At 43.5% G+C, this 20,579-nt stretch carries 19 protein-coding genes; 18 read left to right on the top strand and 1 reads right to left on the bottom strand.

The features are described 5' to 3' along the window. Positions 1-132 precede the first annotated feature (132 nt). The 13 genes from V7L97_RS06910 (at position 133) to queF (ending at position 14,431) form a co-directional block, all read left to right on the top strand. On the top strand, positions 133-1,203 hold the full coding sequence (locus V7L97_RS06910; protein ID WP_333654501.1) for a glycosyltransferase family 9 protein: 1,071 nt from the start codon (positions 133-135) through the stop codon (positions 1,201-1,203). Between the two features lie 94 nt (positions 1,204-1,297). Beyond that, complete coding sequence (locus tag V7L97_RS06915) at positions 1,298-2,455, top strand: glycosyltransferase (RefSeq protein WP_333654503.1); 1,158 nt, start codon at positions 1,298-1,300, stop codon at positions 2,453-2,455. Between the two features lie 64 nt (positions 2,456-2,519). Next, a complete protein-coding gene (locus V7L97_RS06920) occupies positions 2,520-3,635 on the top strand; it encodes a glycosyltransferase family 4 protein (RefSeq protein ID WP_333654506.1) in 1,116 nt (371 codons plus the stop codon). A 35-nt stretch (positions 3,636-3,670) separates the two neighbouring features. Beyond that, the gene (asnB, locus tag V7L97_RS06925; protein WP_333654509.1) at positions 3,671-5,521 is read left to right on the top strand and encodes an asparagine synthase (glutamine-hydrolyzing); all 1,851 of its coding nucleotides are present in this window, start codon (positions 3,671-3,673) and stop codon (positions 5,519-5,521) included. Then, complete coding sequence (locus tag V7L97_RS06930; protein ID WP_333654511.1) at positions 5,491-6,750, top strand: glycosyltransferase family 4 protein; 1,260 nt, start codon at positions 5,491-5,493, stop codon at positions 6,748-6,750. Before asnB ends, V7L97_RS06930 begins: the two co-directional genes overlap by 31 nt. A 28-nt stretch (positions 6,751-6,778) precedes the next feature. Then, positions 6,779-8,521, top strand: coding sequence for a carbamoyltransferase family protein (locus V7L97_RS06935; RefSeq protein ID WP_333654513.1), 1,743 nt, complete (start codon positions 6,779-6,781; stop codon positions 8,519-8,521). 7 nt (positions 8,522-8,528) lie between these two features. After that, positions 8,529-9,755 (top strand): glycosyltransferase family 4 protein, encoded by a 1,227-nt coding sequence (locus tag V7L97_RS06940; protein ID WP_333654516.1) that lies wholly within the window; start codon positions 8,529-8,531, stop codon positions 9,753-9,755. 123 nt (positions 9,756-9,878) lie between these two features. Further along, entirely contained in the window at positions 9,879-10,625 is a 747-nt protein-coding gene (locus V7L97_RS06945; RefSeq protein ID WP_333654519.1) for a class I SAM-dependent methyltransferase, read from the top strand. A gap of 2 nt (positions 10,626-10,627) precedes the next feature. Then, positions 10,628-11,746 carry a glycosyltransferase family 4 protein gene (locus tag V7L97_RS06950; protein ID WP_333654520.1) on the top strand — a complete coding sequence of 373 codons (1,119 nt, stop codon included), beginning with the start codon at positions 10,628-10,630 and terminating at the stop codon, positions 11,744-11,746. Continuing rightward, positions 11,739-13,004 (top strand): O-antigen ligase family protein, encoded by a 1,266-nt coding sequence (locus V7L97_RS06955; RefSeq protein ID WP_333654521.1) that lies wholly within the window; start codon positions 11,739-11,741, stop codon positions 13,002-13,004. The genes V7L97_RS06950 and V7L97_RS06955 overlap by 8 nt, the downstream gene beginning before the upstream one ends. Positions 13,005-13,006: 2 nt before the next feature. Then, positions 13,007-13,639 carry a glycosyltransferase family 9 protein gene (locus tag V7L97_RS06960; RefSeq protein WP_333654523.1) on the top strand — a complete coding sequence of 211 codons (633 nt, stop codon included), beginning with the start codon at positions 13,007-13,009 and terminating at the stop codon, positions 13,637-13,639. Between the two features lie 17 nt (positions 13,640-13,656). Then, positions 13,657-14,034, top strand: a complete 378-nt coding sequence (locus V7L97_RS06965; protein WP_333654534.1) for a glycosyltransferase family 9 protein — start codon at positions 13,657-13,659, stop codon at positions 14,032-14,034. Between the two features lie 28 nt (positions 14,035-14,062). Then, complete coding sequence (gene queF / locus V7L97_RS06970) at positions 14,063-14,431, top strand: preQ(1) synthase (RefSeq protein ID WP_333654524.1); 369 nt, start codon at positions 14,063-14,065, stop codon at positions 14,429-14,431. Here the strand turns inward: queF and V7L97_RS06975 are convergent. After that, positions 14,412-15,026: a phosphoribosylanthranilate isomerase gene (locus V7L97_RS06975; RefSeq protein ID WP_333654526.1), complete on the bottom strand. Its 615-nt coding sequence runs from the start codon at positions 15,024-15,026 to the stop codon at positions 14,412-14,414. The two genes, queF and V7L97_RS06975, sit on opposite strands and share 20 nt — an antisense overlap. Before the next feature lie 59 nt (positions 15,027-15,085). Between V7L97_RS06975 and trpB the strand changes: the two genes are divergently transcribed. The 5 genes from trpB to V7L97_RS07000 all read left to right on the top strand — a co-directional run. Then, entirely contained in the window at positions 15,086-16,306 is a 1,221-nt protein-coding gene (gene trpB / locus V7L97_RS06980) for a tryptophan synthase subunit beta (protein WP_333654527.1), read from the top strand. 10 nt (positions 16,307-16,316) lie between these two features. Next, complete coding sequence (gene trpA / locus V7L97_RS06985) at positions 16,317-17,093, top strand: tryptophan synthase subunit alpha (protein WP_333654528.1); 777 nt, start codon at positions 16,317-16,319, stop codon at positions 17,091-17,093. A gap of 2 nt (positions 17,094-17,095) precedes the next feature. After that, positions 17,096-17,953: an acetyl-CoA carboxylase, carboxyltransferase subunit beta gene (gene accD, locus V7L97_RS06990; RefSeq protein ID WP_333654529.1), complete on the top strand. Its 858-nt coding sequence runs from the start codon at positions 17,096-17,098 to the stop codon at positions 17,951-17,953. Continuing rightward, complete coding sequence (locus V7L97_RS06995) at positions 17,940-19,340, top strand: bifunctional folylpolyglutamate synthase/dihydrofolate synthase (RefSeq protein WP_333654531.1); 1,401 nt, start codon at positions 17,940-17,942, stop codon at positions 19,338-19,340. Before accD ends, V7L97_RS06995 begins: the two co-directional genes overlap by 14 nt. A gap of 137 nt (positions 19,341-19,477) precedes the next feature. Further along, positions 19,478-20,579 (top strand): LPS-assembly protein LptD (locus V7L97_RS07000; protein WP_333654533.1); only part of this gene is annotated, 1,102 nt, incomplete at its 3' end.

The raw sequence follows: 20,579 nt of genomic DNA on the forward strand, positions 1-20,579 counted from the left end.
CATAGTGGTCAAAGACAATGTTGCGTGGTTTAAAAAAAGGATGTTAATATATACAGATACAATTCTTTCCTCGATTTACCTTAAAATAAAGAAATGAAAATCAACCCCATTGACAGCCTGATATTTTTATTCGTGAAACTTCTGAAGTCTCTGGACAAAAGAAAGGCCGATATAAAAGACCTCAATCCTGACAAAATTAAAAATATCCTTGTAGTATCATCGACCGCAATAGGAGATACCCTTCTATCAACGCCTGCCATTCGGGCAGTAAGGGAGCAGTATCCTCATGCAAAAATTATCGGACACTTCAATGCAAAAAACATGGAACTCTTCGAAAACAATCCTCACATAGATGGAATAATCCCATATTACGGAGGTTATAAGAGATTTTTCAAAACCATCAGAGAATTTCGCAGACACAAATTTGACCTTGCCCTGATATTTCACGGGAATGAGCCGCAGGCAACTCCAATGGCATACCTTTCAGGAGCTAAATTTATATATAAAATTCCAATACCCAGACAGTATGGATTCTTATTAAGTAATACCGATAACGGTTTTGATAATCCATGGAACCACCATGCCATTGATGTGAGACTAAAGACCGCTTCGTTTGCAGGATGCAATGGACAAAACAAAGAGATGGTCCTTATCGTGGATAAGAATGCTGAATATTTCATCGATAACTTCTTGGAAAGTGCTAATATAACCAGTCAAGACCTGATTGTGGGCTTCCAGGCAGGAGCAGCCACAAAATTCAAGATGTGGCCGGAAGCAAAATTTATAGAACTCGGGAAAAGACTGCTGCAATACAAACCAAACATAAAGATTATGGTGATTGGATCAAGGGATGAAAAAGATTTATGCAATTTTATAGCAAAGTCTATAGGGGATCGCGCCTTGTCCATAGCGGGCAGATTGTCTTTAAAACAACTAACTGCTTTAATTAAAAAACTAACCGCCCTTGTAACTAACGACACGGGCGCAATGCATATGGCAATCGCCCTCCGCACAAGAACCGTATCCATGTTCTGTCCTACAAATGCCTGGGGGGTAGGTCCTCTTCAGGATATGCACCTGCATAAAGTAATTCAAAAAGACAGGCCATGTAATCCATGCATTTCAAAACAATGCAAAAAACCTTTTTGTATGGGATTAATTTCTACAGATGAGGTATTTAAATCAGTAAGTGAGTTTTTTTAGCATGACGGCAGCCATTTATAATCCTGTTAGATTAAACAGTAGAAATATCAGAACATGGATATTGTCTCTGGAAAGGTTACGAGGTATATAAGCGATGCGTAAAAAGGTGTTGATGGTTTCAGGGCCTATTCACCCCAATCCCCCCCTCAAGGGGGCAGCAGTAGAAACATGGATGTATGAGGTATCAAAAAGATTCATAGGATTTGAACCCCATATCGTATCCATTTCGCATCCATTCTATCCTGATGAGGAATATAAAGATGACATTTTTTTCCACAGAATACATTTTGGCCGGCTCTATAAAAGACTTTTCCAGAAAATTACAAGGGTGGATCCATTATCCTATCCCAAAAGGGTTGCCAGAGTTATACATGATGTCAGGCCTGATCTAGTACACATGCATAACTTCATAAGATGGTTCGACCCTCTGGTTAAGAACTTAAATAAAAATAGCGTCAAGACGATTCTGCACATGCACAACGAGGTCGTGGTAACAAACGACATAGAAGTTGATGCCTTTGCAGGGTGCAGTAAATATATTGTCGATTCATACAAGGGCACAGCGGTAAAGGCAAAACATTATTGCTGTATCTATAACGGCGTGGATTTAAAAAGATTTAAGCCATATTGGGAAGCACATGCTTTAAGGGAAGAAATACGCAACAGGTTCGGGATACATAAAGATGAGTTCGTGGTACTTTTCGTAGGCAGGATATCCCCTGAGAAGGGAGTAGAACACTTTATAAAGAGCGCATTTATGCTTAAGGACTTAAAAAAAACCCGCTTCCTCGTTATAGGAGAAATCTCGGAAAAAGGCGGCAGGAAAAGTTATGCAGAAGAAATGATGCGAATGGCAGCGCCTCTTGGAGACAGGATAACATTTTTTGGAGTATTCCCTCCATCAAAAATCCATTTGCTGTACCTTTTGGGAGATGCTATTGTTCTGCCTTCGAATTTTAATGAACCATTCGCTATGGTTGCCATCGAAGCCATGGCAACAGGATTGCCAGTTGTGGCCTCCCAAAAAGGCGGATTAAAAGAATATATTGTTGATGGATTTAATGGATTTTTTATAAGAGAAGGCGACTTTGCAGAAGATATAGCTAAAAAAATAGAGTCTCTCATCTCGGATAAACGTTTAAAAGAAACCGTTAGCCATGCCGGCAGGAAGACCGTAGAGGATAGATTCTCATGGGAACATGTAGTTTCCGAGACAGAAAAACTCTATTCCAAATTAATCGTGGGCAACTAATGCAAAACTTAAGAGCAAATTGTAAAAAATATTTTAGCCTTTATGATGAATTTTTGAGCGTGTCATGAAAATATGCTTCTACAATGTAACCGCCAGCCATAAATCAGGCGGTCTCGAGACATACTGCTGGGAAACAGGCCGTGCATTATCGAAAAGAGGGCATGAAGTAACAATAGTAGCCGGTACCGGAGGCAGCCAGAGATGCACCGATGTAAAGCTGATCCAGTTTCCCTTTCAGGAGCGTTCCATGTTCCCAAAATTCGGCACGCGGTTTCAGAAGCTTATGGAGCGCCTATCATTTGGCTGTTATGCAAGGCGCCATCTGTTGGAAGGCGGGTATGATATTATAGTCATTAACAAGCCTTTTGATTTCCCTGTAATGTGGTGGGCAAAAAGGAAGGGTTTAAATACTAAGGTCATATTTCGCTCAGGAGGCACAGACTTTTTCTTAGGCGATAGATTGTTTGCGCGTGCAGTGGATATATGGGTGTCTGCCAGCCATTACAATGCCCTGCAAATCAAGGAGCGTTATGGTCATAATCCAACAGTAATCCACAACGGCGTGGACACCGATGCCTTCTATCCAGAAAAAGGACACTCTGAAATTAAAGATAAGTTCGGAATCCATTCAGAAAGCCGTCTATTAATGAGTGTGGGCCGTTTAGTGGGATGGAAAGGGCTGCATATCATAATTGACATGCTTCCCTCCATCGAGTCTGTACATTATATAGTCGTTGGAGACGGCCCGGAAAGTTCTGCCCTCCATAAGCGGGCAGAACAACTTGGAGTTTCTAACAGGGTGCACTTTTTAGGAATGGTTCCTCACAGAGACCTTCCGAAACTGTTGAGGCAGGCAGACATATTCGTTCAACCATCCATAGGCGAAGAGGCCTTTGGTATAAGCGTTGTAGAAGCCATGGCCTGTGGCGTTCCTGTTTGTGCCTCAAGAAATGGCGGGATGACTGAGATTGTAATCGATGGAGAGACAGGGTTGCTGCTGCCTGTTGGCGATACCGAAGCGTGGAGAATCGCTGTGCAAACACTGCTGAAACAGCCGGATCGCATGAGAGAAATGGGCATAAATGCACGTGCACGTGCTGTGCAGCATTTCACATGGAATGCCAATGCCCGGCAATTGGAAAACCTGTTCATAAAAAGAAATAACTTATGTGCGGCATAGTTGGATATGTTCTTAGAGATTCTCAAGGCGAACAGATGCTTCTCGACGAAGCACTCCGTTGGTTGCGTCATCGCGGGCCTGACGAGAAAGGCATATGGAAATGTGAAGGCGCGGGTCTGGGACATGCCCGCCTGAGCATCATCGATCTTTCCGGAGGCAGACAGCCCATGGCAAGCCCTGACGGTCGCTATGTAGTAGTATTTAACGGTGAGATATATAACTTTCCAGAACTGAAAATTAAATTGGAAAAAGAAGGAGAGTTTTTCTCCACCACCTCGGATACCGAGGTGTTACTGCGCCTTTTTGTTCGGAAAGGGTTTGAGAGATGCCTTACACAACTGCGCGGCATGTTCTCCTTCGCTGTATGGGACAATAAAGAACAGACCTTATCCATTGCGCGCGACCGTCTGGGTGTCAAGCCACTTGTATATGCCGAAATACCGCAGGGATTTATTTTTGCATCCGAGATTGGTGCCCTTTTCTCCCTTTATCCCTCACTCCCGCGAGATCCCGACTATACAGCCATAGACCATTATCTCACATTCCAGTATATCCCTTCTCCAATGTCTGCCTTTGCCGCTGTAAGAAAATTGCAGCCAGCCCATGCCATGGTAGTGAAAGGCGGACGCATAAACAAAATATGGAGATACTGGGATATCGACCATTCAAGGAGAAGCAAGCTGTCTTTTAACGATGCTTGCGAGGCATTGAGGGAAAAATTCCTTGAGGCCACGCGCATACGCCTTATCAGCGACGTGCCGCTCGGTGCGTTCCTGTCCGGAGGGATAGATTCGAGCATTACTGTTGCAGCAATGGCTCATTTGGGCGTAAGTCCTCTCAAGACATTTGCCATCGGCTTTGAGGATGAAAAATTTAACGAACTGCCATACGCCGGAACTATTGCACAGCATTTCGGGACAGACCATCACGAGATGATAGTGCATCCAGATGCTGTCTCGATTCTTCCCAGACTGGTACAACACTTTGGAGAGCCGCTGGCTGACAACTCTGCTATCCCAACATTTTATGTTTCGCAATTTGCACGCACACAGGTAACCGTTGCGCTAACCGGAGACGGCGGTGACGAAGTGTTTGCAGGATACAAGCGGTTTTATCAGGCAAATCTTATAGACATGATTGAAAGGCTGAAACTTCTGCCGTTATGGCGAGGCATGCGAAAAGTTACTACCGGCATAGAAAATATCCTCCATCCCGGAAAGGGCCGCAAGGCCTTTCCGGCCAGCCGTGCGGATGAGATATTGACGATGAAGGGCATCGATCGTTATAAACATTTACTCGCCTTTTATCCGGACAGGGCAAAAACAGAACTGCTCATGCCGGAACTTCAATCACGGATACAGCAATCGGTGACCTCTGGCTATCTCGAAAGTCGCTTTGAAAAGGCTCGAAGCGCCGTCGGAATAAACCGCTATCTGTATGTGGACATGACCACATACCTGCCTGAAGACATCCTCTTCAAGGTGGATATCTGCAGCATGCTGAACTCCCTTGAATGCCGTTCGCCTTTTCTGGACCATGTGCTTATTGAATTTGTAGCCTCGCTTCCGTGGCACTATAAACTAAAGCCGCCCAGAGGTCACAAATATTTGCTTAAAGAGGCGTTTAAAGAGTGGCTGCCCAAAGGCTTTACACGGCGCGGCAAAATGGGGTTCTCAGCGCCAATGCCATCATGGATTAAAAAAGATCTATCCTCCCTTTTGCATCAGAGACTTCTGGAGGAAAAGACGCTTGACAAGTGGATACGTCGTGATATTGTGAAAAAATACCTTGATGAGCATCTTTCCGGGCATGCATCCCACAGCAAGCAATTATGGTCGCTTTTGGTTTTAGCCGAATGGATAAGCCAGCACAAGGTAAATATATGAAAATACTATATCTACACCCCCACGCATGGAGCGGAGAGTATCCAATTCTAAAAAAATTGCGCGACCTTGGCCATGAAATCTGTGTTTTAGAAGAGGACCGGATAAAGAGCAGCCCTGCTTACCATATCACCGATTATTTTCATGAGCATGGCGACAGCATTGCCACATTATGGTACAACCCCAAAAAGGGATGGAAAAAAATCATCACATGGCCTGTAGATCGCTTCTTTAAGCGTGCCTTCAACGGCCGGAATCTTGGTCATCGCATGTGGGTTATTTGGGATGCAGTCAGTTACTTCAAGCCGGATGCTGTCATCAGTTCAGAAGGTTTTGCCTATGCCATACCAGCGGCATTCCTCAAACAAACCGGGTTGCTTAAGCCAGCCTTACTTATTAGCTATATTGGAGGGGATATCCTTGATTGTCCTGAAGCGGATGTGGGAAAGCGTCGCACAGCGTTGGTAACATGGCTTATGCGTCAACCGATAAAGAGTGCCGATATATTACGACCAGTATCTCCGATGCTTAAATATCAGTTAATAGACCTTGGCGCCAATCCTGACAAAATACATGTTGTCCCATCGCATCTGGTTATTTCTACAGAAAATTTACACAACGTGCTACTGCAAAAAAAAGAGATTCGTTTAAAGATCAGGCAAAGATATAGAATTCCCGAAAACGCCCCACTTATCATCACATTAAGCAGTAATCTCAAAGGCAAAGGACTTCATGTTCTTGCATCAGCATGGCCTGAAGTACTAAAGCACATTCCTGACTGTCGCTGGATATTATGCGGTCCTGATGATCCATGGCTTAAACAGGGGGTATTGCCGTTACTGCGCAATCATGCCGTTGAAAACACTGTATTTATGGCAGGAAAACTCTCTGGACTCGAAGTGTTTGAGTATCTTATTGCAGCCGATGTCCATATAAATCCTACTTTATGTGAAGGTCTCAATATGGTCACAGTAGAAGCAGCTGCCGTGGGAACACCAACAATTACAAGCGATGGTGCTGGCATTGCATCATGGGTAGAAGAATTCGAGGCAGGTAAAGTTGTCCCTGCCGGCGATGCCACTGCATTAACCTGGGCTATCGTAGACTTTTTCCAAAAACCTCATATTGCTGAAACATGGGGCCAGCATTGCGCCAGACTGTCCGAAAATTTTATAATGGAAAATGTAGCAAGCAGCATAATTAATCTTTTGCATCAAGCACTGCCAAGATAATTTTGCTTTTTTAAAAAAGGAGTCATTTTTGTCAATCATACTGGGCATACATTCTGGCCATGAATCATCTGCCGTAGTTTTCAAGAACGGCGGCCTTTTGGCTGCAATTTCAGAAGAAAGGCTTACACGCATCAAAAATGACGGAGGAAGAGTTCCTGACCGCTCCATCGATAAAGTTTTAGAAATGGCTGGAATTTCAAGAGCAGACGTAGATCGTCTGGCGCTGCTGTACACCTTTTTCCCTGAGGAATATTTCATCCGGGAAACCTTCCTTAAAGAAGCCGAGCGCAAGCTGTCCAGATTGCGGCGCAGGCTGAAAGGAGAAAAACGCCCGCTCATACTTCTGGAAAATCTCCTTACACGGCTATTATCGCGCGGCAAACATTTCGATGACCACTTTCTTCAAAAGAAAATGCTGAAGGGAGAAAAATTCGATGCCCTTACAAACGTGAGGTTTTACGATCACCACGATGCCCATGCACTGCCTGCCGCGTACTATTCCGGCTTTGAACGCGCTGCTGTCTTCACTATGGATGGAAATGGAGATTTCAATATCAGTCATACCTCAAGCATTTACGAAAGTGGGCGACTTAACCGACTTTATGCCTCCAGCAAACTGGGAACCTCTGCAGGTTTGTTTTACAGCCATATCACCAGACTTTTAGGCTTCATGCCGCTACGTCACGAGGGCAAGGTTATTGGTCTGGCTGCTTACGGCGATCCCTCCATCCTTTATAAACAGTTCTCGAAGGCATTGCGGCTCTCCCCTGACGGCCGAACCCTCGATTCTGATTTTGCAGGGCTGCCCGATGCTGAAACAAATCGCTATAACTTTTTGAAAGAGGCGATAACCGGCCACAGCCGCGAGGACATCTCTGCTGCTGCACAGCAGGTTCTCGAAGATGTTGTGCTCGCACTGGTCCGAAACTTCCTGTCAGAAACGGGTGCAGACCATGTTGCATTAAACGGTGGGGTTTTTGCTAATGTCAAGCTAAACCAGCGCATTTCAGAACTGCCAGAGGTGAAAGAGGTTTTTATTTTTCCAGCCATGAGTGATACGGGGAACAGTATCGGGGCTGTCTTGCTTGATTTGATGACCCACGACCCTCAACTGTTTGACAGGATGAAGCAACCGCTTGATTCTGTTTATTGGGGGCCCGAATACGATAAAGATTATATAGAGGCTGAACTTATAAACTCTGGACTGCATTTTAGCCGAAAAAGTGAAGACGAAATTCTTCAGATAGCAGCAGGGGCTATACATTCAGGACAGGTCGTGGGCTGGTTTCAGGGCAGAATGGAGTTCGGCCCACGGGCATTAGGAAACCGCAGTATACTGGCACGCCCTACCGATGTTTCGATCAACGATTGGCTTAATAAACGCCTGGAACGTTCAGAATTTATGCCCTTCGCCCCCAGCGTTCTTGAAGAGCATGCTGATGAAATCTTTATCGGGGTAGAAAAGGCCAGACGCACAGCAGCCTTCATGACCATTACATTTGATGTCAGGAGTGATTGGCGCAGCCGCATACCTGCAGTAGTGCATATTGATGGCACATCACGGCCACAACTCGTAACTAAAAAAGCCAATCCCCTCTATCACAAACTAATCAGGACCTATTACGAGATGAGCGGAATCCCCCTGGTTCTTAATACAAGTTTTAATGTGCACGAGGAGCCGATAGTCTGTTCTCCGAAAGAAGCAATTAAGGCATTTATGGATAAACGGGTGGATTGCCTGGCAATAGACCGCTTTTGGCTTGAGCATTGATATACAAATGAAGATCGGCATCATAGCTACAGACATCTGGAATTCTGTCTTCCTCGAGATGGCAGAATCCCTTGCAGATTTAGGTCAGAGGGTAGTCGTTTTTACCGATGATAGGCGTTCACCGGGCACAAAAAATTTCTTGCATATTCATGAGAATGGTGTTGAGTTCTTTGTAATTAACGATAAAAAGCGGCATCCCTATGTTGCGGCTCTCGATAAGCTGTTCAAAAAAATTCTGAGGGAGAGGCGTTTTTTTACGATGCTGGTCTCCATCTATCGTTTTATAAAAAGAAATAGAGACTGTGACGTATTCATAGTGGAATGGGATTGGACGGGTTTCTTCGTTGCGATTATCAATCTCTTTTTGCCATTCAGATGGATAGTCGGAGTCCACGATCTGAACAACCTGAAAATTTCTATCGAATATCCGGGACGGGAAAATAGGTCATGGGTCCATCATGCAAGGCAGTGGGTATATAGACGCGCTGACCTCATAAGGGCAAACTCGTACGTCACGCGGGATTTTCTTATAGAGAGCGGATGCCCTGCAGAAAAGATAGAGGTAATACCGTTATACACCACGAAATGGATGAGACTTGATGAAAACGAAAACCTTGAAAACTTCAGGCAACATTGTCGCGCAGAAATCTTTGCTAAACATCATTTCGACGAAGAAACAAAACTGCTCGTAACCATGTGCAAAATAGCTCCGGTAAAAGGCCTGGATTTAGCAATACGCTCCATGCCTTATGTACTCCAACAACAAAAGAATATCATCCTGATGATTTGCGGAGGCGATCGGATAGTGCCCGGGATTGGCAGTTATCGGGAATATTTAGAAACACTTTCAAAAAAGTTAGGGGTTGACAAACATGTCATTTTTGCCGGCCACATCCAGCCTGCTGAAGTAAAAAAATATCTCTCTGCAGGCGATATACACCTTGCCCCCTCTGTGATTGATACATTTAACTATGCCATCATTGAGGCTGCTCTTGTTGGAACATTCTCAATTGTATCTTCCACGGCCGGGTCGGCATACTGGATGATGCAGGAGAAAGCCGGTGAAATTATATCTGACAGGGATCCCATAGCGTGGGGGCATTCTATCTTAAAGCACCTGCATCACCCTGAACAAAATGAGTTGATAGAAAGTAGAAGGCGACTTGCCCAGAGACTCCATCCTAAAAAAGTAGCAGAAGAAACCTTGGCAATGATAAATAAATATTTTGGTTAGGTCTTTTATGCATAAGCATTTCATCTTTCATCTCTTGCTATTGGCTTAAAGAAAATTGCTATGCAATGGCTAAAAATTCTATACTATAAAGACACGATCGATCTTCAGTAAAGAATAAAACAGATGGCAACCAAATCGTCAGAAATCAAAGCACTTGCAACAGATAATCACTACCCAGCAATCCTAAAACTCATAGAGGACATTAAACCATATGGTTTGACTCTCGATGTGCCTGCAGGACAGGGTGCATTCGCCTTGGAATTATTGAAGCTGGGATATGACAACATCTACTGTCTTGACATAAACTCCGATGATTTTAAGGTATCTAACCCAAAAGTGCATTTTATTCAACATGATGTGATTAATCCTCTACCCTTTCCTGATGAATATTTTGATAATGTCTTTAGCATTGAAGGTGTAGAGCATTTTGAAAATCCATTCGTTTTTATTAAAGAATTATGCCGCGTCCTTAAGCCGGGAGGCAGGCTTATCCTGACAACCCCTAACACATTTTCAGTTGACGCAAGACTAAAGTATCTTCTCTCAGGCTACTTCCCAAGATTCAAACCACTAATGCAAGAGCCTAACGAGGTTATGAAAAAGCCACTCGAGGATGCCCATATCAGTCCCGTTTATTTCTGGCAGCTCAACTTTTTCCTCTTGCAGGGAGGAGTCCAGATTGCAAGAATATCCACCAATAATCTTCTATACAAGTCCCAATGGTATAAACGGATAGCTGAAAGATTGATTGCCCGTTTAATCCGTAATAACATTAAAAAGCGAAGCTTCCCTGACATGGGAGTTACCTCAGAGGCAGTATTATTTGGCGATTGTCTTATCTTAGAAGGAATAAAACGAAAATCTATTTGAACATGGAAATACTTTATGCCTTTCCAGAACCATTTCCCATTTCAAGGGCTCGAGGTGTACAGGTAGCGCACTTCATATGTGCACTGGCCTCTCAGGGAGTAACTGTATATTTCGCATATGTTCCGGCAGACGATGCGATTGATCCATTTTCTTCGTATGGCCTTAAGAAGCCGGATACGGTAAGGTTTATACCCTTATCCAGAAACCTCTGTACTATGCAGTCAAATAGGTTGTTTTTCTGGAGACTTAAAAGATGGCTTAAAAATGTCAGCAAGATGCCCGAGTGTGTCATAGTTCGCCATATCAAACTTGCCTACTTTCTGCTGTGCGGCTTTCCCCGTCTTCCACTCGTATATGAAGCACATGAAGTATCTGCCGATGTTGCACCTGAGGACAAGCGTGCAAAGCTCCATAAAATGGAAGATATGGTTTTGCAGAAGGCTTCCATGATCACCGCTAACTCTCTCAGCACGGTAAAAAAACTAAAGGAGAGGTATCTCACAGGTCGTGATATATTTGTTTTACCCAACGGCGTAAATGTGCCGGACCTGTTAGCTGAAAAGCCATGGACAGAAGCCCACCGCAATATAATCTATGCGGGAAGTTTGTTTGACTGGAAAGGCGTGCATGACCTCGTTGAGGCTGGGCAGTGGCTGTCAGGCTTTAAAATCACCATAATCGGAGGGGAGCCCCATCAAATAGAAAAGCTTCGCGAGCATGTCCATCCAGGTGGTGCCGAAATAGTATTCCTTGGCCATCTTCCCCATCAAGAAACAATTGCTGCCTTAAACGGTTCATGCATTGCAATATTGCCAAATAGAAACATCTCCGCAAGTGCGTTTACATCTCCCTTAAAGCTTTTTGAATATATGGCATCCGGCTGTGCTATCGTCGCCAGCGACATACCCCCGCTACGGGAGATATTAGAAGACGATGATGCGATATGGTTTGAACCGGGAAACCCGCATTCACTTGCATATGCAATAAAGAAGCTAACTTCTGCTCCGGAGACGGCAAAACAAAACGGTGATAAATTGAGGCGAAAGGCATATGATTATACATGGGAGTCAAGGGCAAGAAAACAAATCGATCTTATCAAGGAGAAAATTCTTCATGCTTAAAAATAAAAAACTCGACCATGCTGCTTTTATGCTGTTGGCTGGTTATATATGGATATTACCAGTTGCGCACACAACAACGATACGTGAATTCCTCTTCTTTTCACTCCTATCTGTTACCTTGTGGGCGGCATGGCGAAAAGAGATCAGGCTGCACATACCAATGTTTAATTCATGGATTATATACACTGCAATCTCCATTTTTTCCTTATTTTATGCGATCAACCCAATCTATTCTTTAAGAGAAATCTGGCTTGAAATCGGTTATAGCATAATTACTATACTGATCGCTGCAGCCTGGGTAAAAGATGAGCATGCATTTTCACGGACAGTCCGGCTCTTGATTATCGGCAACATCTTTCTTGTCTGCTCTGCATTAATTAAGGGAATTTATATATTACTCAAATCTAATAATGCCATGATAGCAACTGCACCCTTTGATATAGGTGTAGGCAAATTCAGTTCATACATAATTCTTGTAATGCCGTTTATTTGGGTTCAGGCGTTATTGTCTTTAAAACGTAATTTACGCATCGCTTTTTTATTATTCCTTCTTATTATTGTCAACATTATTGCCTTATACTTCACAGCTAACAGAGCTGCATGGCAGGCTCTTTTCATACAAATAATTTTGATCGTTTGTCTATTGAGCTATTATCGTGTCCTCCCTTCCCTGAAAAAAGTTTTTCTTACAGCAAGCCTTTGTTTATTAATCGTTACGATTGTTCTTAATCTTATTACCCTTGTACAGAAAAGTGGATTTGCCATAGACGAAAACAACTTTACTGCATACGATATCTTGATAGGGAAAGTTCTGAAATCATTATCAGATGACCCACGATTGAACTTTTGGCAGGTAGCTTTTAAAAACATAAAAGAACAGCCGTTATCAGGGGGTGGTTTTGGAAGGGAAGCCTTCAAACTGTTAAATCCAGAATATGCAAAAACACATGCTTACGCGTGGCACGCCCATAATATGCTTTTAAACAAAGGGGTTCAGATGGGCATCCCAGGCATTCTGGCATTTTGCCTGCTTTTCGTGGCTGCTTTGCGCAAAATGTGGATTATATGCACAAATATCAAGGGTCAAAATGATTTTATTGTTTATGCAATAGCCGGTATTGCAATGATAGCAGGGGTCATCATTAAAAATTTCACCGATGATTTATTTATTCGGGATCATGCATGGCTATTCTGGCTAATAACATCAGCAATAATTAGCGCTCTCGGAAGTCAAAGGGAAAAGCCCGAAAAACTATAAAAATGTTAGAACATCTCAATAGCATCCTCTTCATCCGCCGTGACAATATAGGGGATCTCATCTGCACCACTCCAGCGATTCATGCAGTGAGAGAAAAATATCCAGATGCAAAAATTGGAATACTGGTAAACACCTACAATGCTGATGCTGTAAGGAACAATCCGGACATAAATGAAATATATGTTTATGAGAAGGCAAAGCATGTCCCGGATAAAAATAAATTTTCTGTATGGTGGAACAACTTAAAAGTACTCCTGAGAATAAGGAAAGAACAATACGATGTCGCAATCGGCTGTGGTTCGTATTCTCCGAGTCTCGCAAGATACACCTTCATGACAGGTGCACTGGCACGGATAGGCTACCTGCCAAAGAGTGTCGACAAATCAAAATCCTACAATATCCCCTTATACGAACCTGAAAAGCATCTCCACGAAGTCGAAAGAACCTTTCATTTATTGTCACCACTTGGCATAAATGGCATGCCGCCTCGGATAAGTGTTTTCCCTGAAGGAGAAGAGACACAAAAGATCAGAGACTTTCTAAGCTCTGCTGGTATTAAGAATGGAAAACCACTCATTGCCTTTCACATAAGCAGCAGGCGTCCTGAGAACAGATGGCCTGCTGATAGGTTATAGAGCTTGCAAGGCTTATTATCAGCCGTTATGATGCCAATATATTGCTTTTATGGTCTCCGGGAAGCGAGAAAAATCCATATCATCCAGGAGACGACGAAAAGGCAGAGGTTATTGCTAACTCAATAAAAACGGGCATTATTGCCTGCAAAACAACACAACTGATAGAACTCATCGCAGCACTGAGCCTTGCAGATATCGTTGTTTGTAGTGACGGAGGGGCAATGCATATAGCAGCAGCATTGGACAAGCCCATTGTGACTATATGGGGCTCCACGAATCCTGCGATATGGAGGCCGTGGGGCGTAAAACACATGATTCTTCAGGATGAAAGCAGAAAGGTGGAGAATATAAGCACTGAGGCAGTTTTAAATGCAGTGGAAAATTTTTTAGCTTAAATGTTACTTTAATTTTATGCGCTACGCCATGAAATACGGCACCAAGGCAATAAAAAAGGCAAAACTCGAGGTATGGGATAATCCGAGTCCTGAGAGGGATTACGAGATTAACATCACATTCCCTGAATTCACCTGTCTGTGTCCGAGGTCGGGCTATCCTGACTTCGCAACCATAAGGATAAATTATGTACCTGATAAAAAGATCATCGAATTAAAGGCTTTAAAGCTATATCTGAATTCATTCAGGGATGTCCACATATCCCACGAGGAGATAACAAACAAAATATATTCAGAGATTAAAAAGGCCCTCAAGCCGAGAGCTCTTGAAGTGGTCGGGGATTTCAACCCGCGTGGAAATATGAAAACCGTTATCCGTGTTACTTCAGAACAGCCTTAGCTTTCTCAATGAACTCCCTCATCTTCTTTAAATCCTTCTTGCCCTTTTCTTCCTCTATTCCGCTGCTCACATCCACGGCATAAGGCCTTACATACATGACAGCCTTTTCTATATTATCAGGATTAAGACCGCCGGAGAGCACAATCCTTCCGAACCTCTTTGCCTCCACTGCAATGTCCCAGTTGAATATTTGTCCGGTGCCTCCAAAGGATTCAGGGGAATAGGTATCGAGCAAAAATGCAGAGCATCTGTATTTTTCGAGGGGTTTTAAATCGGTAAAGTCCCTTAGCCTGAATGCCTTTATAACCCTGTGCCAGATGCGGCAGGACTCCGGCAATTCGTCTCCGTGCAGTTGAAGGACATTAATACCGGTGAAATTTATCATCTCCCTTATCTTCTCTGTATCCTCATTCACAAATACACCGGTGGTTGTGACAAATGGAGGCAGATGGGATATTATCTGCCTCGCCTTTTCAGGAGAGATGCACCTGGGGCTTTTTCCATAGAAGATAAATCCGAGGGCATCGGCACCGTAGTCCACTGCAGCCAGCGCATCCTCGACATTTGTTATACCGCAGATCTTAACCCTAACCATATCTTTAAATCAGTATATCACAAAGAAATATATGATATAATAACAAATTCAAAAAGTTGATGGCGCAAGTAATAGTTAGGAGGAGTAAAATTAAAAATTTACCTGACAAAAAGGGATACTTCGGACAATACGGCGGAAGGTTTGTCCCTGAAACGCTCATGCCTGCCCTTCAGGAGCTTGAGGCTGCATATTCAAAGGCCCAAAAGGACAAATCATTCCAAAGGGAACTGAAACACCTTCAGGAAACATACATCGGAAGACCAACCCCACTTTATTTTGCAAAGAGGCTTACAAAGCATTTAGGAGGAGCAAAGATATATTTAAAGCGCGAGGATTTGGCACATACAGGCGCTCATAAAATAAACAACGCACTTGGACAGTCCCTCCTCGCAAAAAAGATGGGCAAAAAGAGATTGATCGCTGAAACAGGCGCAGGACAGCATGGAGTTGCGACAGCAACAGGCGCCTCCCTTGTTGGGCTTGAGTGCGAGATATACATGGGCTCCGAGGATGTACAGAGGCAGTCGTTGAATGTGTTCAGAATGAACCTGCTCGGTGCAAAAGTTAACGAGGTTAATATAGGCTCAAAGACATTAAAGGATGCCATCAACGAGGCATTGAGGGATTGGACAACAAATGTGAGAACTACACATTATGTTCTTGGCACTGTTTTTGGACCACATCCATTTCCGGTAATGGTGAGGGATTTTCAGGCAGTGATAGGCAAAGAGGCAAAGAAGCAGATTATCAAAACAGAAGGCAAGTTGCCCGATTATCTCATAGCATGCGTTGGCGGCGGAAGCAATGCAATGGGATTGTTCTATGAATTCCTTAACGATAATGTGAAGATGATAGGAGTAGAGGCAGGAGGCAGGGGAATCGAGACAGGGGAACATGCTGCAAGGTTTGCAGGAGGTTCCATTGGAGTCTTTCAGGGATGCAAAAGCTATCTTCTTCAGGATGATGACGGCAATGTTTTGGGTACGCATTCTGTATCGGCAGGGCTGGATTATGCATCCATAGGCCCCGAGCATCCATATTTAAGGGACATGAAGAGGGTTCTATACACTTATGCCACAGACAGCGAGGCATTATCAGCATTCGAACTCCTTTCAGAAACAGAAGGCATAATACCTGCCCTCGAATCAGCCCATGCCATTGCAGAGGCTGTAAAACTTGCACCAACGTTATCTAAAAATAGAATCATCATGGTCAATCTCTCAGGCCGGGGTGATAAGGATGTGCAGCAGGTGGCGAGGATTAAGGGGATAGAATTATAAGGAGAACTCCTTGAAAAGAATAGAGACTACATTCAAAAAATTAAAATCAGAAAACAAAAAGGCATTCATACCATACATCATGGCAGGAGATCCTAATCTCGAAAAGACAATGGAACATGTCTTAATGCTAAGCGAATGCGGCGCCGACATTATAGAACTGGGTGTGCCTTTTTCCGATCCGCTTGCAGACGGTCCAACAATACAGAGGGCTGCGGAAAGGGCATTGAAGGCCGGTGCTACTTTGAAAAAAATAATCCCCTTTGTAAAAAAACTCAGACAGCGCACACAGGTACCGATAGTTTTGATGACATATTACAATCCTGTATTTAAGTATGGAGAAGCAGCCTTTATAAAAGATTCTGTGGATGCAGGCATCGATGGCGTGATAATCCCTGACCTGCCTCCTGAAGAAGGAGAAGATTTCATTAAACTGTCCAGCGATGCCAACTTCAGCGCCATATTCCTGGTTGCACCCACATCAACAAAGGAGAGGATAAAACGTATAGTATCCTCATCCAGCGGGTTTGTGTATTATGTTTCTATAACAGGGATAACAGGCTCGAAGCTAACACTCGAGGAGACATTCAAAAGCCATATTGCTTCTGTAAAAAAATTGACGGATAAACCTGTAGCCGTGGGCTTCGGGGTTTCAACGCCAGAAGATGCAAAAAAGGTTTCGCAGATTGCCGATGGCGTGATTGTGGGAAGTGCAATAGTAAAAAAGTTCTACGAGCACCCTGCAGGCGCAAAGGAGTTTATAAAAAAACTAAGGGAGGCGATCGGGTAGAGGTGGCCTGGTTTAAAAAGACAAGAGAAGTAAAAGCAGAGAAGAAGGTAAAGATCCCTGAAGGGCTGTGGGTGAAATGCGACAGCTGCAAGGAGATTATTTATAAAAAAGAGATAGAAAAAAATCTTAAGGTATGTCCGAAATGTAACTACCACTTCAGGCTCAGCGCTTCAGAGCGCATTAATCTCATGGCCGACGAGGGCAGTTTTGTGGAAATGGATGCCGAACTCTCTACCACCGATCCGTTGGATTTTAAGGACACACTGCCATACAAAAACAGGCTTGAAGAAAACAAAAAGAAAACCGGATTAAAAGAGGCTGCCATATACGGTGATGCTACAATAAACCAGAGGCATGTTGTCCTTGCCATTATGGATTTCTCATTCATGGGCGGCAGCATGGGCTCTGTTGTGGGAGAGAAAATATCCAGGGCTGCAGAAAGGGCTTTAGATGAGAAGATACCACTGGTAGTCGTATCATCATCAGGCGGTGCAAGAATGCAGGAAGGCATGTTCTCCCTCATGCAGATGGCAAAGGTATCCGCAGCCATTTCAAAACTCAAAGAAGCCGGTGTCCTCTACATTGCCATACTCGCAGATCCAACATTCGGAGGTGTTACCGCGAGTTTTGCAATGCTTGGAGACATCATCATAGCTGAACCCAGAAGTCTCATAGGTTTTGCAGGACCGAGGGTAATCGAACAGACAATAAAACAGCAACTCCCTGAAAACTTCCAGAGGGCAGAGTTCCTTCTCGAACACGGGATGATAGACATCGTGGTCGAGAGGAAGGAACTCAAGAACACTGTTTACAAGTTAATCGAGCATTTTATGCCCCAACCCTCCAATGAGCTATCCTGAAGCAATTAATTATTTATACGGTCTTCAGAAATACGGCATCAAACTCGGCCTCGAAAAGACCGGGATAATATTATCACGATTAGGAAATCCCCACAAAGACTTCCTCTCTATCCATGTTGCCGGCACAAACGGGAAAGGGTCTGTATCTGCAATGACCGCATCGGTCTTGATGGCCCACGGCTTCAAGGTCGGCTTGTTCACCTCTCCGCATCTTGTCAGTTTTACAGAAAGGATAAGGATTAATAATGAACAGATTTCCGAATCGGACGTGGTAAGCCTAACAGAAGAAATCAAATCTAAAATCTCAAATCTAAAATCTCAAATCCCTGAACCGACATTCTTTGAATTTGTTACTGCGATGGCCTTTTTGTATTTCTCAAGAAACAGTGTGGATTGGGCAGTTATAGAGACAGGCATGGGAGGGAGGCTGGATGCAACAAATATAATCACACCCGAAGTATCTGTTATCACAAAAATAAGTTATGACCACAAAGAATTTTTGGGAGAGACCTTAACAGATATTGCACACGAAAAGGCAGGGATTATAAAAAAGGGAATCCCAGTCGTTTCTGCGCATCAGGAGAAAGAAGCAGGGGAAGTGATTGCTGCTGCAGCAAAAGAAAGATCGTCTCCTCTCTTTATATATGGAAAAGACTTTAGCGGAGAACTGAGATTGTCAGACATTGAAGGAATTACATTTGACTACTTTGATGATTCATGTACAATTACAGATTTGCACACACCTTTGGCAGGAGAGCACCAGCTTTTCAATGCCTGCATAGCAACAAAGGCCGCAACTCTCGCACTGATGCAAAATTCGAAATTCAAAATTCGAAATTCAAAATTGATTAGAGATGGTCTTGCAGCTACAAAGTGGCATGGAAGGCTCGAAACAGTAAGCAATGATCCCGCTATCATGATCGATGGTGCGCATAACCCTGATGCAGCAAAGGCATTATCAGAATTTATAAAAAAACATCTCAATGATTACAGGATCATTCTCATAATGGGCATAATGGCCGATAAAGACATCCATGGAATCATGTCACCCCTCCTGCCTGCTGCCTCTGAAATAATATTTACCGCGCCTAATTATGGCAGGGCAGCATCACCTCAAAAACTTGCAGAGATCGCATTGCACATGGGTTTTTTCTCAAGGGTTGCAAATTCTGTAAGTGATGCTATCGAGATGGCAAAAAAATGCTGTGAATCTGAGAATCTGAGAATCAGAGAATCAGAGATAAAAAATAATCACTTCACCCATTCACCCATTCACCCATTCACTCATTCACTCATTCTTATCACCGGTTCTTTCTATACCATAGGAGAGGCATTGGAGATACTGGGTAAAAAGGCCGTTCTCGGGACATTGAGGGAAACGATATGAAATGGGCGATAGGCTGTAGACGAGAGGCTATATGGAATTATTTACTGTTTCTCGTCTTTATCCTATTGCCTGCCTCAAGTTGGGCTACCACAATAACTGCGGATCATCTCGAATATTTCAAAAGCGAAGACAAATATGTGGCAACAGGCAACGTGAGAATAGAGGAGGAAGGTTCTGTATTGATTGCAGACAGGGCTGTTCTCTATCAAAAGACATCAGATGCCGAGGCAATGGGGAATGTAATTTATGAGGACAATGAAACCTTCATAAACACCGAAAGGGCAGAACTAAACCTGAAAACCAAAACAGGCAAGCTCTATAATGCGCTCATTTTTTTTAAAAAAGGCAATTACTGGGTTAACGGCGATAATGTATCGAAAATAAAAGAAGACCACTATTATGCAGATACCGCAACCTTTACTACATGCGATTCCGAATCTCCTTCAAAAGCTGATTGGTGTTTTAAGGGAAGCAATGTTGACATAATGGTGGGCAAAAAGTTCACTGCACAGAATGTGACGTACAGGATTAAGGGGATGCCTGTCCTGTATTCTCCATACATGTGGGCACCTGTGAAGACAGAACGCGAGACAGGTTTCCTGTTCCCCGTCATCGGCAACAGTTCAACAAGGGGATTCCAATTCAGTCCTGCCTTCTTCTGGGCAATAGATGAAAATAAGGATGCAACATTTTATCTCGATTATTACAGTAAACGAGGCATCGGAAAGGGGATTGAATACAGATATCTCGATTTTGATGACAAGGGGAGGTGGTATATCTACCACTTGAAGGACAAAGAGCTTAAAAAAGATTTCTATGAGTTTAAGGGCATGCATGACCACAGACTTGGAGACCTCAGGGGATATATGGATATCAATTATGTAAACCATGAAGACTTTTATAAAGAGTACGGCTATAAAAGAGACCAGAGGATACAGAGGTTCCTCCAGTCGACAGGAGAGGTTACCATACCGCTTCAGAGTTCAAGGCTTTATCTTTTAGGGCAATACTGGGTAGATCTAAAAGATAATAGTACTCCGGTCCCGCAAAAGCTGCCGGAATTGGGCTATGTTGTTAATCCTGTAGGTATCGGGCCTTTAATGCTCACCATGAATTTAAGCATTGCTAATTTCTTCAGGGGAAAGGAGACGAGGGGGCAGCGTATAGACATTAATCCCACCCTATCCTATTCCTTTGGAGAGACAGTGCCCATATTCCAGTCACTTTCCCTGAGGGAAA

Source organism: Dissulfurispira sp. (genome assembly GCF_036745535.1).
Classification (GTDB): Bacteria; Nitrospirota; Thermodesulfovibrionia; order Thermodesulfovibrionales; family Dissulfurispiraceae; genus Dissulfurispira.